Origin of the sequence: Eoetvoesiella sp. (assembly GCF_035555955.1) — a bacterium.
GTDB lineage: Bacteria > Pseudomonadota > Gammaproteobacteria > Burkholderiales > Burkholderiaceae_B > Eoetvoesia.
Genome location: NZ_DATMGA010000012.1, coordinates 17495 through 31661 on the forward strand (window position 1 = coordinate 17495; position 14167 = coordinate 31661).

Annotated in this window: 15 protein-coding genes; all 15 read right to left on the reverse strand. The window is 58.4% G+C overall.

Annotated elements, in window-relative coordinates:
- Positions 1–5 precede the first annotated feature (5 nt).
- The 15 genes from VNT00_RS02760 to VNT00_RS02835 all read right to left on the reverse strand — a co-directional run bounded on the left by VNT00_RS02760 (position 6) and on the right by VNT00_RS02835 (position 14074).
- Complete coding sequence (locus tag VNT00_RS02760) at positions 6–527, reverse strand: GNAT family N-acetyltransferase (protein ID WP_325584278.1); 522 nt, start codon at positions 525–527, stop codon at positions 6–8.
- Positions 524–805 (reverse strand): type II toxin-antitoxin system TacA family antitoxin, encoded by a 282-nt coding sequence (locus VNT00_RS02765; protein WP_325584280.1) that lies wholly within the window; start codon positions 803–805, stop codon positions 524–526. The genes VNT00_RS02760 and VNT00_RS02765 overlap by 4 nt, the downstream gene beginning before the upstream one ends.
- A 229-nt stretch (positions 806–1034) precedes the next feature.
- The gene (locus tag VNT00_RS02775) at positions 1035–2771 is read right to left on the reverse strand and encodes a TRAP transporter large permease (RefSeq protein WP_325584282.1); all 1737 of its coding nucleotides are present in this window, start codon (positions 2769–2771) and stop codon (positions 1035–1037) included.
- Positions 2772–2773: 2 nt separating this feature from the next.
- Positions 2774–3385, reverse strand: a complete 612-nt coding sequence (locus tag VNT00_RS02780) for a TRAP transporter small permease subunit (protein ID WP_325584284.1) — start codon at positions 3383–3385, stop codon at positions 2774–2776.
- A 122-nt stretch (positions 3386–3507) separates the two neighbouring features.
- Complete coding sequence (locus VNT00_RS02785; protein WP_325584286.1) at positions 3508–4596, reverse strand: TRAP transporter substrate-binding protein; 1089 nt, start codon at positions 4594–4596, stop codon at positions 3508–3510.
- A gap of 143 nt (positions 4597–4739) precedes the next feature.
- Positions 4740–6080, reverse strand: coding sequence for an amidase (locus tag VNT00_RS02790; RefSeq protein ID WP_325584288.1), 1341 nt, complete (start codon positions 6078–6080; stop codon positions 4740–4742).
- Positions 6081–6089: 9 nt separating this feature from the next.
- Positions 6090–6806: a DUF2848 domain-containing protein gene (locus VNT00_RS02795; protein ID WP_325584290.1), complete on the reverse strand. Its 717-nt coding sequence runs from the start codon at positions 6804–6806 to the stop codon at positions 6090–6092.
- Positions 6807–6819: 13 nt separating this feature from the next.
- Positions 6820–7209: a cupin domain-containing protein gene (locus VNT00_RS02800; RefSeq protein ID WP_325584292.1), complete on the reverse strand. Its 390-nt coding sequence runs from the start codon at positions 7207–7209 to the stop codon at positions 6820–6822.
- A 24-nt stretch (positions 7210–7233) separates the two neighbouring features.
- Positions 7234–7767: a flavin reductase family protein gene (locus tag VNT00_RS02805; RefSeq protein ID WP_325584294.1), complete on the reverse strand. Its 534-nt coding sequence runs from the start codon at positions 7765–7767 to the stop codon at positions 7234–7236.
- A 29-nt stretch (positions 7768–7796) separates the two neighbouring features.
- Positions 7797–9269, reverse strand: coding sequence for a 4-hydroxyphenylacetate 3-hydroxylase family protein (locus VNT00_RS02810; protein ID WP_325584296.1), 1473 nt, complete (start codon positions 9267–9269; stop codon positions 7797–7799).
- Positions 9270–9489: 220 nt separating this feature from the next.
- The gene (locus tag VNT00_RS02815; RefSeq protein WP_325584298.1) at positions 9490–10146 is read right to left on the reverse strand and encodes an ABC transporter ATP-binding protein; all 657 of its coding nucleotides are present in this window, start codon (positions 10144–10146) and stop codon (positions 9490–9492) included.
- Positions 10143–10886 carry an ABC transporter ATP-binding protein gene (locus tag VNT00_RS02820; protein WP_325584300.1) on the reverse strand — a complete coding sequence of 248 codons (744 nt, stop codon included), beginning with the start codon at positions 10884–10886 and terminating at the stop codon, positions 10143–10145. Before VNT00_RS02820 ends, VNT00_RS02815 begins: the two co-directional genes overlap by 4 nt.
- Positions 10883–11815, reverse strand: a complete 933-nt coding sequence (locus VNT00_RS02825) for a branched-chain amino acid ABC transporter permease (RefSeq protein ID WP_325584302.1) — start codon at positions 11813–11815, stop codon at positions 10883–10885. The genes VNT00_RS02820 and VNT00_RS02825 overlap by 4 nt, the downstream gene beginning before the upstream one ends.
- 5 nt (positions 11816–11820) lie before the next feature.
- Complete coding sequence (locus VNT00_RS02830) at positions 11821–12720, reverse strand: branched-chain amino acid ABC transporter permease (protein ID WP_325584304.1); 900 nt, start codon at positions 12718–12720, stop codon at positions 11821–11823.
- A 61-nt stretch (positions 12721–12781) separates the two neighbouring features.
- Entirely contained in the window at positions 12782–14074 is a 1293-nt protein-coding gene (locus tag VNT00_RS02835) for an ABC transporter substrate-binding protein (protein WP_325584306.1), read from the reverse strand.
- Between the last annotated feature and the right edge of the window lie 93 nt (positions 14075–14167).

The window sequence follows — 14167 nt, forward strand, 5'->3', positions numbered from 1 at the left end:
CGAGTTCAAGACTCCTGCAATTGACGTATCGTCGCCATCGGCAGGAACAACCGCCGGGTATTGTTCGGAAAAACAATAAACCCGTATTTGCGATAGAACTTGGCGGCAGCAGCGTCTTTCGCATCCACGACCATGGCGTGTACCGCCATCACTTGTGTTGCAAGCAACGTGCGGTACATCGCATCCATGAGCAGGAACTCGCCCAAGCCCGATCCCTGAGCATCGCGATCGACAGCCAAGCGACCAAGCAGGACAGCCGGAACGGGATAGCGCGGCAGTTTCCTGGCCTGTTCCGCAGGCAGTTCATCGCGCTGGAAGCTCATCGCACTCAGACTGTAATAACCGCAGATCGCCACGGTTTCGGGCCGCACAGCCACAAAGACACGAGCAACATCCCGTTTGATGTCCTGCGAAGCATGCTCTCGCAGATAGCGGTCAAGTTCAGCAGCGCCACAGGAGAAAGCAGTGCGATCATGTACCTTGCTATCAAACGCCAAGGCCTGCCATGGTGATGGCATGGCTGTCATTCAGCCGACTTCTGATACTTGGCAAACGCCTTCCGCAACGCGGCATTCGGCGCGGGAGGATTGTTCAAAGCGTCGTAAAATACCTTCCAGTCCGCCGCCGACAGCGCTACGGCCTCGTTCTCGCGAATGACCTTTTCGGCTTCGGCCAAAGCCGTCGTCAGCACGAACTGGCTCACTGTCTTATGACGGTAGTTAGCCGCGCGTTGTAGCGCGGTCTTGGCCTCAGCGTTCAGGCGCACCTGAAGTCGATCACCTTTTGCTTCTACTATGTTGGACATGGCAAGCCTCTCGGAATAGAATAATAATTGTACGCCCAAATGGAGTACAAACCAAGACATGCTCTAGTCGTTGACGCCTAAGCTCTGCGGGCTCAATGGTTGCATCTATGGGACAAGCAATCATCACCGAAGGCGCATCGGAGGGCCTGGAGCGGTGCCGTCTGTTCCTGCAAACCAAGGCACCGGAAGCCGTCCGGCAAGCCATTGAAAGGCAATTCCTGCCGCTGTGTTATTTGAACATGTTGTTGTAGTCCTGGTCGGACGGAGCCGACGGTGCGGCGCCGGAAGAAGTATTGCCCGAACCCGTCTTGCCGTCGTCATAAACCCCATATCCCGCACCACCATAGCCACCAAAATTCCCGGGATCTATTTTGATTTCATCAATATTGATCTGGGGACGATCTGCCTTGTAATGCGTAACTATGCGCGGGAACATCAATACAGCTACCACCATGACGATCTGGATAACGATGAATGGCAACGAGCCCCAGTAGATCTGACCCGTCGTGACCTTGGCGATTAATTTGCCGGTTACCTTATCTTTGTAGTCGCTCTTGGGTGCCACAGATCTGAGATAAAACAGTGCAAAGCCAAATGGTGGATGCATGAAGGACGTCTGCATATTGACGGCCAGCAGCACACCCAGCCAGATCAAGTCGATGCCCATCTTGTCAGCCACGGGGCCGATCAGCGGCACGATGATGAAGGCCAGTTCGAAGAAGTCCAGGAAAAAGGCCAAACCAAACGTCAACAGGCTGACGACAATCAGAAAGCCCATCTGGCCACCCGGCAGGCCGGTCAGCAGATGTTCCACCCACAGATCGCCATTGACGCCGCGAAAGGTCAGACTGAACACCGACGAGCCGATCAGGATGAACACCACGAAGCAAGTCAGGGTTGTAGTGGTATCCATGGCCTGGCGCAGCAGCTTCAGGTTCAAGCGACGCTTGATGATCGCCATGATCAAGGCACCGACAGCCCCCATTGCGCCGCCTTCGGTAGGCGTGGCCACGCCGATGAAGATCGTGCCCAACACCAGAAAGATCAGCGCCAGCGGCGGAATCATGACGAAGGTGACACGCTCGGCGATCTTCGACAGCAGCCCCAGGCGCAGGATCTTGTTCAGCGCAGCCATGACGAAGGCCGCAGCCCCCCACAGCAGAATGCTGGTGACGATCAGTTCGTCCACATGGGCCTGCCCGTTCAGCAACAGTTTCACCCCGCCGACCGAAACCGCAACTGATAGGGCCATCAGCACCAGCAAGGACACCACGCCGTGCCCACCATTGGGCTCAATGAACGTGCGGGCGTCCGGCGGGATGGCGGGCGCCGCCTTGGGGCGAAACAAGGCCATTACCACCACATACAGTACGTACAACCCCGTCAGGGCGAAGCCCGGCAGGAATGCACCCTTGTACATATCGCCGATAGAACGTCCCAACTGGTCAGCCAGCACGATCAGCACGAGCGACGGCGGAATGATCTGCGACAAGGTACCCGATGCGGCGATCACGCCGGTCGCAAGCCGGCGGTCATAGCCGTAGCGCAACATGATGGGCAGCGAGATCAGGCCCATGGAAATGACCGAGGCTGACACCACACCAGTCGTCGCGGCCAGCATGGCCCCTACCAGAACCACAGCAATCGCCAGACCGCCACGCAGCGGGCCGAACAACTGCCCGACCGTTTCCAGCAGGTCTTCGGCCATACCGGAACGCTCCAGGATCAACCCCATAAAGGTGAAGAACGGCACAGCCAGCAGAGATTCATTGGACATGACCCCGAACACTCGCTGCGGCAAGGCCTGGAACAAGGACGGCGACAGCAACCCCAGATCGATGCCGATCAGGCCGAACAGTATGCCATTGGCCGCCAGCGAAAAAGCAACAGGAAACCCTAGCAACAGCAAAATGACCAACATACCGAACATGACCGGCGCCATATAGGCAAGCAAGAAAGCTTCCATGGTCAGCGCTCCTCGTGCGAGGCAGCCTCGCGCCGCCCGGCATCCTGGGCGATCTCATCAGCCAGTGCTTCTTCAGCCGATTTCCCGGAGTGTGTATCCCGGGGATCCGGGCACCGTCCGGCCAGACAGCCGATGCACTTTATCAAATGCGACAGGCCCGCCGCCACCAGTAATGCGAACCCTATGGGCAACAGAATCTTGGCCGGCCAGCGAACCAGGCCGCCAGCATTGGAAGACTGCTCCAGATTCACGAAGGAATCCATGAAGAAAGGCCAGGACAGCCACATGATCAGGATGGCCATGGGCAGCAGGAAGAAAAGCACCCCTAAGATCTCGATCAGGAGCTGCGTCCGACGAGAGAAGCGGGACGCCAACACATCGACGCGAACGTGCTCGTTCTTCAACAGGGTATAGCCGGCAGCCAGCAGAAAGACGCCGCCAAACAGATACCATTGCAATTCGAGCCAGGCATTGGAACTGACATTGAATACCTTACGAACCGTCGCGTTGATGGCGCTAACGAGCACGGCAAGCAGAATCAACCAGGTCACAGCCTGGCCCACGCGGCGATTGATCACATCAATCGCCCGTGACAGGGCTAGGAGTGCATTCATGGTAAAAGTCAATCAAAAAGGAGAGAACCCCAGACACGCATCAGCCCCCGCAAGCGGGGGCTGATGCTAGGAAACGACAATACGGGCCGGTGGCAGGCAGCCGGCACAAAACGCGCACATGCTTATTTCGCAACGGTTGCCAGATACTGGTCGAAGCTGCCTTCGGCAACCCGGAACCAAGGAATCTCATGGTCGCGGAAGGCCATGTAAGCGTCGTGGATCTTCTTGAAGTTGGGATCCTTGGCCGAGAGTTCGGCGTAGGTAGCCTGGGCCGCCTTGTAACAAGCGTCCATGACCGGCTTCGGGAAGGCGCGCAGCTTGGCACCTTCGCCGATCAAGCGCTTCAAGGCATTGGGGTTTTCCGCATCGTAGGTGGCGATCATGGTGTTAGTCGCCAGGGCAGATGCCTGATCCAACACGGCCTGGTAGTGTTTCGGCAGGGCTTCGTATTTATCCTTGTTTACGTACAGGGACACCTGCAGCGTGCCTTCCCACCAACCCGGGAAGTAGTAATACGGAGCCACCCGATGAAAGCCCATCTTTTCATCGTCGTAGGGGCCGATCCATTCAGCGGCGTCGATCGTGCCTTTTTCCAGGGATGGGTAGATGTCGCCACCCGCAATCTGCTGCGGCACAACGCCCAGCTTCATCAGCACGGCGCCAGCGAAAGCGGAGGCGCGAAACTTCAAGCCTTTCAGGTCTTCGACTGTTTTGATCTCCTTGCGGAACCAGCCGCCCATCTGGGTGCCCGTGTAACCGCACGGGAAATTGATGATATTGAACTTCGCGTACATGTCGCGTAGAACCTTCAGCCCACCGCCGTGAAGCACCCAAGCGTTCATCTGACGCGTATTCATCCCGAACGGCACGGCGCTGTCAAAGCACAGCGCGGGATCCTTGCCGTAATAGTAGTAGGATGCGGTGTGCCCGCATTCGACGGTGCCATTTTGCACGCCATCGAGCACGCCCAACGCCGGCAGGATCTCCCCCCCCGGAAAGGCACGGATCTGGAATTTTCCGCCCGTGGCTTCGGAGACGAACTTCGCGACGTTTTCGCCGCCGGAATAAATCGCATCCGCACTGCGCGGGAAACTGGAAGCCAGGCGCCACTGGAGCGCTGGCGCATTCTGGGCAAACACGGGGGCGGCGAGAGTAGTGCCACCTGCGGCCACGCCAAAGGCGGCCTTCTTTAGGAAGGAACGACGTTGCATGAGAGAGACCCCCTATGAGTTGTTGGTAAACCCGAATATTTTTAATGTTCTGCAAACAACGCAAGAGCGCGAATTTTCTCTCGGGCAAGGGGCTGGCGCAATAAGTAGTTACGCTTAATACGCACCAGAACTGAATCTGCAGCCTAAATACGACGCAGCGCGGCCTCGACAGCCAGGGCCACCGGGGCCAGGCGGCTGTCGTCGCCGCCCGAGGCGGACAGCATCAAACCCACCGGCAGTTCGCCGGCGTCGTGGCACGGCAGGCTGAACGAGCACCCATCCATGAAATTGATGGCGAAAGTATTGCGCAGCAACAGGCCATTGACCCTGAAGAAGGCCTCGTCGCTGGAAACCAGGGGTTCGATCTCGGGCGCAACGATGGGTACGGTCGGGCAGGCCAGCGCGTCGTACGGGGCCAGAACGGTTCGGGTGCGGGCTATCCAGTCCCGGCGGGCATCCAGCATGTGGATGTAGTCGGCGGCGCTGGCTACCGAACCGCCCGCGATACGCTGGGCCACCCGCTGGTCGAAGGCATCGCGATGGCGGGCCAGGCGTTCGCGATGCACGGAATAGGCCTCGACGGCGGAAAAACCGCCCGGCGCATTCAAATGCTTGATCTCGGCCAGCTCTTTGAAGGGAATTCGTTCAATCAATGCGCCAGCGGAGGACAACCGCTGCAGCGTATTGTCGAAGGCGCGGGCAACGGCCGGCTCGATGTCGTCGAACATAAGCGTTTCGGGAACGGCCAGCCGCATGCCCTTGAGCGAGCGCGGCCGCACATCCAGCGGCGCGCCGGACAACGCCGCATCGACCGTCAGGCAGTCTTCCACACTGCGGGTCATGGCGCACACGGTATCGAGCGTGCGCGCCAGCTCGAAGCTGCCTGCGCCCGGCACGCGAGATTGCGTGTTCTTGAACCCGACCAGGCCGCACAAGGCGGCCGGTATCCGAATCGAACCGCCCGTGTCCGACCCCAGCCCGGCCACCGCCAGCCCCAGGGCCACCGATACCGCGGCACCGGAAGAAGAACCACCGGGAATACGCGCTAGCTGCGGGTCGGCCGGGTTGCGGGGCGTTCCGTAATGGGGGTTGATGCCCACCCCCGAAAACGCGAATTCGGTCATATTGGTCTTGCCGACAATGGCCGCGCCCTGCCTGCGCAGCCGGGACACAGCCTCGGCATCGATCGGGGGAGCCGCGTCGTTCTTGCACACTACGCTGCCCGCCAGGGTCGGCTCGCCAGCGACATCGAAGAGATCCTTGACCGACACCGGCAAGCCGGCCAGCGGCGGCAAGGCCACCCCCGCCGCCAAAGCGTCATCGGCATACCGCGCCGCCGCCAGCGCCGCATGCGCGTACTGCCGGGTAAACACGTGCTGCGCCAATGGCGAGGCTGCCCGGTCCAGAGCCTGGCTGACCACGGCTTCATGCGTGGTATCGCCCCGCGCAATGCTCGCACGCAATTCGGAGATGGTTGAGTTCATGAATTAACCCTAAGCGATGACGGGCCAGGCCTTTACCGTGTAGCGATGAACGATGGCGCGGCCTCTGGCGGGGTCGCGCAGCGAGATTTCCATGGACGACGCGGGCCGGATCGCCTTGCCCGCCGCGTTTGGAATGGCCCCCAGCGTGCCGCAGAACATGAAACTGCCCAGCTCGGCCGATTGACCGAAACAGCCGTCGCGCAGGGATTCGAGCGGGCGGATCGATGCCAGCGTGCCCTGCTGATAGTCCACCCACCGGCCGTCTTCCAGGATTCTGGATGCAAGCTGAATGTCGTCCTGCCGCCCTGCCACGTCGCGCCAGCGCCAGGCCGAGGTGGCCAGAGGCTTGGGGCACATCTGCTTGGATACCGCGACCGAATAGCTTTCAACCGTGCGGTCGGTGTGGTCGGAACCGACGGTAAGCCACCATTCGCCTTCGGCAAAGAACAAAGCGGGCTCGGCCTCGCCGGAACTATCGGGCCCCACCACTTCGACCGAGTCGGACTGAACCAGCAGGCCGCGGCCCGCGTGGTAGTACAAGGGCACGGCCGACGGGCGCGGCACACCCAGGGCTTCGAGCTCCTGAATGTGATGCTCGATGGCCGCCGTGTCGCGGCCCGTCCAGCCGGCGATGATGAACTTGCTGGGCGGCACGGCCAGCAAGCGTGTGGCCACCGTTCCGTCCGCCTGCACGGATTCGCAGGAAAAATAAAGTGGGTTCGTCATGGCTGATGAGGGCTCAAGCTGGATCGTAATAGTGGATTTCGACCATATAGCAGCCGTTGACCGAGCGGAAGGGGCCGTGATATGCCCCGGGCGGACGCACCGCGTAGGTATAGCCTTCGAACGACTCGCCGCCTTCGCCGTTTTCATCGGCCCCCACGGTCATGTCGCCTTCAAACATGAACACTTCTTCCCAGTAGTCGTGCACGATTTTTTCATGCGTGGCCAGGCCGGGAGGAAAGCGCATGATGCGGGTACGGCTGCCCTTTTTGTTTTCGGTGTCCAAAGAACCGGAAATAATAAGTTCCAGCGCCCCCGAATCGGGCGCGTACCCCTCGGGCAATTTCCAGTCGCCCTTGTCAAGGTCGATTTTATGGAACTCATGATGTAGCTTGGTTACTGCCATTGCATACTCCTTGCTTTTGAATGATTAGCGAGCCGCAGCGCTTTGTTCGCACCGCAACGACGCGTAGTTGCCGCGAAAGAACACCAGAGGAGCGGGAGCCTCGCTTTGCGGATGATGAATACGCAGCACCCTTCCGACAAAGATCAGATGATCGCCCCCGTCGTGCGTCGCATACGGAACGCACTGGAATGAAACAATTGCCTTGGCCAGGGTAAACGGCAGGCCGTCGTGGTGGACGATTTCGGTATCCGACCATTTGTCAGCCTTGGCCGCAGCGAAACGGTTTGAAATGTGCTGGTGCTCTTCGCCCAGGACATTGATGCTGTACATCGAGGCGCCGCACAAGGTCTTCAGGCTCAAGGCGTTTTTGCCTATCGAGAACAGCACCAGGGGCGGATCCAGAGAAACCGAGTTGAATGAGGTGATCGTCATGCCAACCCGGCCTTCTTGGTTGGCGCCTTCGGCGGTCACGACCGCCACCCCGGTGGGGAATAGACCCAGCGCCGAACGGAAATCGTCTCGAGCCACGGTCGGAAACGGGTTGGATACTTGACTCATGATGGCTGCTCCTGAATAAGGATGGGACGTCAGGCAACAACGCCTTCTTTGAGACTTGCCGCCGGCACGTCGTAGCTTGACAGCAGGTGATCGGCCACGCCCTCGAAGGCATTCCAGTCGGCATGCATGAAGTTGTAGTTGCGCACCACGAACGAGGCGCCCGCGTAGAACTTCTCGTACTGCTGATGACGCCCGGCAAACTCGGAACCGGTCAGATCCCAGGCCAGCTTGTACAGCTTCATGCGATCGACGGCCGGCAGTTGAGGGGTGGCCCAATACCGCTCGAAGGTATCGCGCAGCTTGGGGTCGGCCATGACCGATACATCAGCCGGCATCTGGAACACGCTGCCGCCGCACAGCTCGCGCAGCTCGTCGATGATTTTCGAGTAGTTCTCGGTGCACCAGTTAAGCGCGGCATACACCAGGCGGCGGTTGAAGCAGTAGTAACCATCGGAAGGCCATTCTTCCGCACCCTGGATCTGACCCAATATGATGCCTTGCAGCACGCCTTCCCAGGCGGCCAGCTTGCCCAGGGTTTCGCGCACGGCGGGAATCTTATCGGCGCCCGATGCCTTGGTGATCTTGCTGGCCATGCCCACGATAAGCTGCATCTTGGCCAGATAGCGCACGTTGGACTGATGGTTGCCGTAGGTGTGGCCGGCGGTATCCACATAGATTTTACGCGCCAACACTGGGTCGTTGTGAACGAATACTTTTTCCCAGGGAACCTTGACTTCGTTGCAAAACAGCATGGCATCGGATTCGTCGAAACGATGGGCAAGCGGGCTTTCAAAGTCGCACAGCGTGTCGCGGCCCATGGGCTTGCGCGACCACAGTTCCACGCCGGGCGCATTGCACGGCACAGCGCAGGTAATGGCCTGGTCGGCCTGATCGGGGGCAAGGGGGATGAGATTGCCAATCCAGATTTCGTTGGCGTAGGCGGCGCCCGTGGCCAGCATCTTGATGCCGGAAATCACAATGCCGTCGTCGTCTTCGCGCACCACGCGCAGCGAAGGCATGGGCAGCTTGTTTTCCTGGTAGAACTCGGGCGTGCGGGCCGAGGCAGGCGGCACCACGGCATAGACGGCGTAGCTGTCCGTCTTGCGCAGATGGTCGTAGTAGGCCATGAGGTTATCGGCGAACTTGCCGAATACCTCGGGCTTGAGGCTCATACCCGTAACAAAGCTGGATACGTGGTCGGGAGAGCGGCCAAACATGCCGTAGGTACTATCGGCAATGGCGCGATGGACGCCATAGCGGAACTCAAGGTCGGCCTTGCTGCGCGCGCGCAGGAAGTAACCGCTATAGCGCTCTCCGTCTTCTTCGAAAGTCATGGAGTCGCGGTTTTCGGCTGCGCGCTTCAGATCGTAGATATTGGCAATGGACTGCGCGCCATTACGGAAGGCGGGGTGGGTGGTGACATCCGTGACGCGCTCGTTGCCGACGTAGATGACACGCCCGTCGCGCAAAGACTCCAGATGTTCGGAACCGGTTTTCAACATTTCAAATACTCCAGAAATTTGCTGCACGATTTACGTGCCTAGTGTTGTTTGGCTAATTCGCCGGACCGCTCAAGCCGGGAAGGCAAAAATCATCCGTTGTTTAATTTTACATTAAAAGCTAAGTTTATTAGCTATTTTATTTAGGCATATTATTGGGATTATCCCTAGTAATTCAGAGAAGCGGGCCGCCGGCTAACCCCTCAGCCAGCCAACGGTGCCTCTACTGGATTTCCCCGCGCTCAATCTGCAACGTGTAATCGGCGATTTCACCTAGCAGATCGGGCGAAGACTCGGTAACAAGCAGGGCAAGGTCGGGCCGTTTATTCCGCACCTTGCCAAGCGTGCGGGCATACTCAAGCGCCAAGGCCGGGGCCAGGCCCTGAAACGGCTCGTCGAGCACCAAAGCGTAACGCGCGATCATAAGCGCCCGCCCTAGCGCAACCATCTTGCCTTGCCCGCCCGACACCCCGCCGCCCGGACGTTTGCGCATTACAGCCAGCGAAGGCATCAGTTCATAGATCTCTTCAAGCCTGCTGGCGCGCTCATCGACCGACAACCCCAACGCCAGGGACGGTAGAAGAATATTGTCTTCGACCGTAAATTCGGGCACCAGGCGGCGGTCTTCCGGAGCGTAGCCAATACCCTGATGCGCCCGCTTATAAGCGGGCGTGATGCCTATGTTTTCGCCTTTTAACGTGACCGAGCCGGACTGCATGGGGAGCAGACCCATAAAGGCGCGCAAGGTGGTTGTCTTGCCGGCGCCATTACGACCGATCAGGGTAGTGGTTTTTCCGGCCTCCAGCTTGAAGGACACGCCACGCAAAATGGGAATACCGTTGATGGCGACATGGATGTTTTCAATATTCAGCATGGTCATACTCCCACCACTTTATGCAGCACCTCGGCATTTTTGAACACCTCCGAGGGCGGCCCTTGAACCAGCACGCGCCCGGCATCCCATACCGCCACGCGGTCGGAATAACGCTGCACGACCTCCATGTCATGTTCCACAAACAACGCGGTAACCTTGGCTTGCCGCAACGCCTTCATCAGCGTTTCCATCAGGGCGAAGCGTTCAATCGAACTTACACCGCTGGTAGGCTCGTCCAGCAGAATCAGCCGGGGCTTCAGCGCCAGCGCCAAAACAATGTCAAGCAGCTTGCGCTTGCCCTCGGGCAATGCGTCGGCAAACTGTCCTGCCTGATCCTGCAAGCCGACCAATGCAAGCAGCTCCATGGCCTCTTCGCGCCGGCGACCGGCGCCGAGGCTTTCGAACCACGACCAGATGCCTTGTTTGGCCGCCATGGCGATCAGCAGGTTGTCCAGCACGGTCTGGTCGAGAAAAAGCTGGGGAATCTGAAACGCCCGGGCGATTCCCCGATGGGCAATGGAACGTGGAGCCATTGCCGTAATCGAAATGCCGTCCAGACAAACCTCACCGGAGTCGGGCTTGAGATAGCCGCTGCACAGGTTGAGGAAAGTCGTCTTGCCGGATCCGTTAGGCCCGATAATGGCAACGAATTCCCCCTCGTTGATCTGGAAGGTGATGCCATCGACGGCCGTTACCCCATAAAAGGCAATACGCAGATCCTTGGCTTCTAGTAAGGGATGGCTCATGATGCGCTCCGACGACGTTTACGGATCAGGCCATACAGGCCGCTGGGCAGGAAAACAATAACGACGATCAGCGCCACCCCGGTGATCAGGTTCCAGGCATCGGTAAGATTGACCGATGCCGAATGCAGCAGCTCAAGAAAGAACGAGCCGATGAAAGGCCCCGCCGCCCCTCCAATACCCCCTAGAACGGCGATCAGCACAAATTGCGCGGAGGTAATCCAATAGCCGAAATCCGGAAGAACGTGGCCGATGGCGCTACCCGCGATAACGCCTCCAAAACCGGACAGTGCCGCTGAAACCACGTAAGCGGCCAACAACACCGAGCGCGCCGATACCCCTAAATATTCAAGCCGCAGTTCGTTGCCCTCGATGGCGGAAAGCGCATAGCCGAGAGGACTCTTCCAATAGCGCTGCACCAGATAGCCCAGGACTATCATCAGCGCCACCGAAAAGTAATACAGCACGTGATCGAATCCCGGTTTCTCCAGAGGTATCCAAAGGAACGTGGGAGTTTGCAGCGCCATGCCGTCGGTGCCGCCCGTCACGCTATACATCTTGGCGATCAAGGAGTACACCACCATCGAAATGGCAAGGTTGAGCATGGCAAAGAAAATGGCCCTGTAGCGCACCACAAAAGCGCCGACGATCAGCCCCGCGATGGCCGAACCCATTGTTCCCAGGACAAGCAATACAAGAAATTCATTGATCCCCAGGCGCGATAGGAAGGCGATGCAATAAGCGCCTATTGCAAAAAACATGGCGTGCCCAATGGAGATCAGTCCGGCTCGCAGCAAAATGGCGACACCCAACGCGACCATCCCGTTGGCCATGGCCAGGGTCAGGACAAACTGCAACCAAGGAGCAGCGAAAGGCACAACCGCCAGCACGACCAGCACCAGGGCGGATAAAACAGAGATAATTGGACGCATGATGCTTAAATCCTCCGCGCCTGATCGTTGCCAAACAAACCATACGGGCGAATCAACAGTACGACCAACATGACGATGTAAGGCGCGACCGCTTCGAGTTGAGGCGCGAAATAGATGGCGACGACACGAGCCAGCCCGACAATCACGGCGGCAAGCGCCGCGCCTTCAATCTGACCCAGGCCCCCGATAGCCGCCACCGCAAAGGCCAGAACTATTGTTTCCGCCCCAAGGCCCGGCGCCGCTCCCGATGTCGGTACCGCCAACGCCCCGCCCAGCGCCGCCAGAAACACGCCCAGCGTAAAGGCAAACGTGAACAGGCGCTTAGTGTTTATGCCGACGCTTAGCGCCATTTCCCGGTCGAATACCACCGCCGACAGCAGTTTCCCGATGCGGGTCTTCACCAGCATCATGCGCAGACCGAACACGACGATGATGGCCGCGATGATCAGGAGAATTTGATAGTTCAGATAGGTAACGCTGCCGATGGACGTGACGCCCAGCAATGTCATGGGTGTGTCTTCAGCAATGGAGCTCACGCCGAATACGATGCGCTGCAGGTCTTCAAGGATAAGAAACAGGCCAAACGTTGCAAGAATCTGCACCGCCTCGGATTTGCCAAGCGTCCACTGTATCAGCGTGGACTGCACCAAAGGCCCCAACAGCGCCGCCAGGATGACGGCGCTTGCCAGGAGAGCAACAAAGGTAAGCCAGGGAGAAAGCCCCGCCGAAATAACCCATAAGCACAACGAAGCAGCCACATACGCGCCAATGGAATAGAAACTGCCATGCGCTACATTAAGTACGCGCAACACGCTGAACACAAGCGTCAAACCGACGGCCACGAAAAAAATAAGCGCCGCGCTCGTCAAACTATCGACGAGCAAAGGAATTATCAAGCCAAGCATAAGTGGTTCCGTAACGTGATATCGCCAAGAGCGATCGATCCGCTCTCGGCCGCCGAAGTCATTACTTGTAGCTACCCGGCTTGGGCAGGGATTTCAGAAGATCGGCGTTGATGGACTTCACCCACACCATTGGATCCTCGCCCTGGGGCGGGGTCAGCACCTTGCCGTCGTAGCGAACCATGTCGCCGATTACCGGGAAGGAGTAGTCGGGCGACTTGACCGTCGTGCCGATAACCTGATCGACCATGCCCTCGTTGTCCTTGCGGATGGTGCTGGTACCGGTCAGCGTGTCGAAGGAGCCGCTGGACATGGCTTTCGCCAACTCGTCACGAGAAGGCCATTTCCCGCCGTTCGCAGCCATGGCTTTTACATAGGCATCCTTCATGTAGATAACGGCATTGGCCATTTTCATGGACGGAAACACTGGGTATTCGCCGAAGCGCTGCTTGTATTCCTCTACGAAGCGCTTGGTTTCAGGCCTGGCCTGTGCATCGGGAGACATCCACCACCCGTCGCCCAGCACACCAACGATGACGCCTTGGGGCAAGGTATTTTGCTGAAGAACAGTTTCACCCAGAGCCAAAATGACCTGGCTCTTGGAGAACAAGCCACGAGGCGACGCCTGCCTTACAAAGTTGGAAAGGTCAGCCCCCCAAAGCGCCGAAAACACCACGTCGGGCTGAGCAGCCAATAAGCGGGAAACCTCGGTTTGAAAATTGGCGGTTCCAAGCTTGGGAAAAAGGTTGGCCACGATTTCGATGTCGGGCCTGATTGCCTTCAGCGTAGCCGAGAAAACATTGGCCGCGTCATGCCCCATGGCATAGTCGGGGTTCAGCATGGCGACACGCTTTACATTGGGATTTTTCTGCAACAAATACAGAGCGTAAGCCGCGAACTCAGTCACGGTATTACCGTTGGGGCGGAAGTAGTAATTGCTTTTTCCGTCTGCCAGCAGTTGATGCGCATCGCAGTTCCAGGCAATAGTGGGAACTTTCAATTGTTCGACCGCCGGCTTCAAAGCCAGGCAGTTGGAGCTTGAAAGTGCGGCAATCATTACCTGGTTTTCGGGGTTGGAAGCCAGCCGGCGGTATTCAGCGATAACGCCTTCAGTGCCCTGGCCTTCGTCAACGACGGTAGCCTTGATAGGCACCCCAGCAATGCCACCGGCTTTGTTGATTTGGTCAACCATCAGATCGGCGGCCTTCTTGCCTGGCATACCATAGGCCGCTGCAGGCCCCGAAGTGAAGGTAAAAACACCCACACCGACCGAAGCCGGTTTTTCTTGCGCGTGAAGCGGCGTCATTGCGGCACCCAGCGCAACCGCCGCAGCGGTGACCCAAGTCATCTTCATCATAGTCTCTCCTCAGCCTACTTTCATGTGAATTGACGAGTTGTTACTCGCCAGCGGTAAACGTGAATCAAAGCATCCAGTCGTTTGCATGTAGCA

Bases quoted from the DNA above. Each gene is read 5' to 3' on its own strand.
- VNT00_RS02765 (WP_325584280.1), bottom strand. From the start codon at position 805: ATGTCCAACATAGTAGAAGCAAAAGGTGATCGACTTCAGGTGCGCCTG.
- VNT00_RS02780 (WP_325584284.1), bottom strand. From the start codon at position 3,385: ATGAATGCACTCCTAGCCCTGTCACGGGCGATTGATGTGATCAATCGC.
- VNT00_RS02825 (WP_325584302.1), bottom strand. From the start codon at position 11,815: ATGCGTCCAATTATCTCTGTTTTATCCGCCCTGGTGCTGGTCGTGCTG.
- VNT00_RS02760 (WP_325584278.1), bottom strand. From the start codon at position 527: ATGACAGCCATGCCATCACCATGGCAGGCCTTGGCGTTTGATAGCAAG.
- VNT00_RS02790 (WP_325584288.1), bottom strand. From the start codon at position 6,080: ATGAACTCAACCATCTCCGAATTGCGTGCGAGCATTGCGCGGGGCGAT.
- VNT00_RS02815 (WP_325584298.1), bottom strand. From the start codon at position 10,146: ATGACCATGCTGAATATTGAAAACATCCATGTCGCCATCAACGGTATT.
- VNT00_RS02830 (WP_325584304.1), bottom strand. From the start codon at position 12,720: ATGCTTGGCTTGATAATTCCTTTGCTCGTCGATAGTTTGACGAGCGCG.
- VNT00_RS02785 (WP_325584286.1), bottom strand. From the start codon at position 4,596: ATGCAACGTCGTTCCTTCCTAAAGAAGGCCGCCTTTGGCGTGGCCGCA.
- VNT00_RS02800 (WP_325584292.1), bottom strand. From the start codon at position 7,209: ATGGCAGTAACCAAGCTACATCATGAGTTCCATAAAATCGACCTTGAC.
- VNT00_RS02805 (WP_325584294.1), bottom strand. From the start codon at position 7,767: ATGAGTCAAGTATCCAACCCGTTTCCGACCGTGGCTCGAGACGATTTC.
- VNT00_RS02795 (WP_325584290.1), bottom strand. From the start codon at position 6,806: ATGACGAACCCACTTTATTTTTCCTGCGAATCCGTGCAGGCGGACGGA.
- VNT00_RS02835 (WP_325584306.1), bottom strand. From the start codon at position 14,074: ATGATGAAGATGACTTGGGTCACCGCTGCGGCGGTTGCGCTGGGTGCC.
- VNT00_RS02810 (WP_325584296.1), bottom strand. From the start codon at position 9,269: ATGTTGAAAACCGGTTCCGAACATCTGGAGTCTTTGCGCGACGGGCGT.
- VNT00_RS02820 (WP_325584300.1), bottom strand. From the start codon at position 10,886: ATGAGCCATCCCTTACTAGAAGCCAAGGATCTGCGTATTGCCTTTTAT.
- VNT00_RS02775 (WP_325584282.1), bottom strand. From the start codon at position 2,771: ATGGAAGCTTTCTTGCTTGCCTATATGGCGCCGGTCATGTTCGGTATG.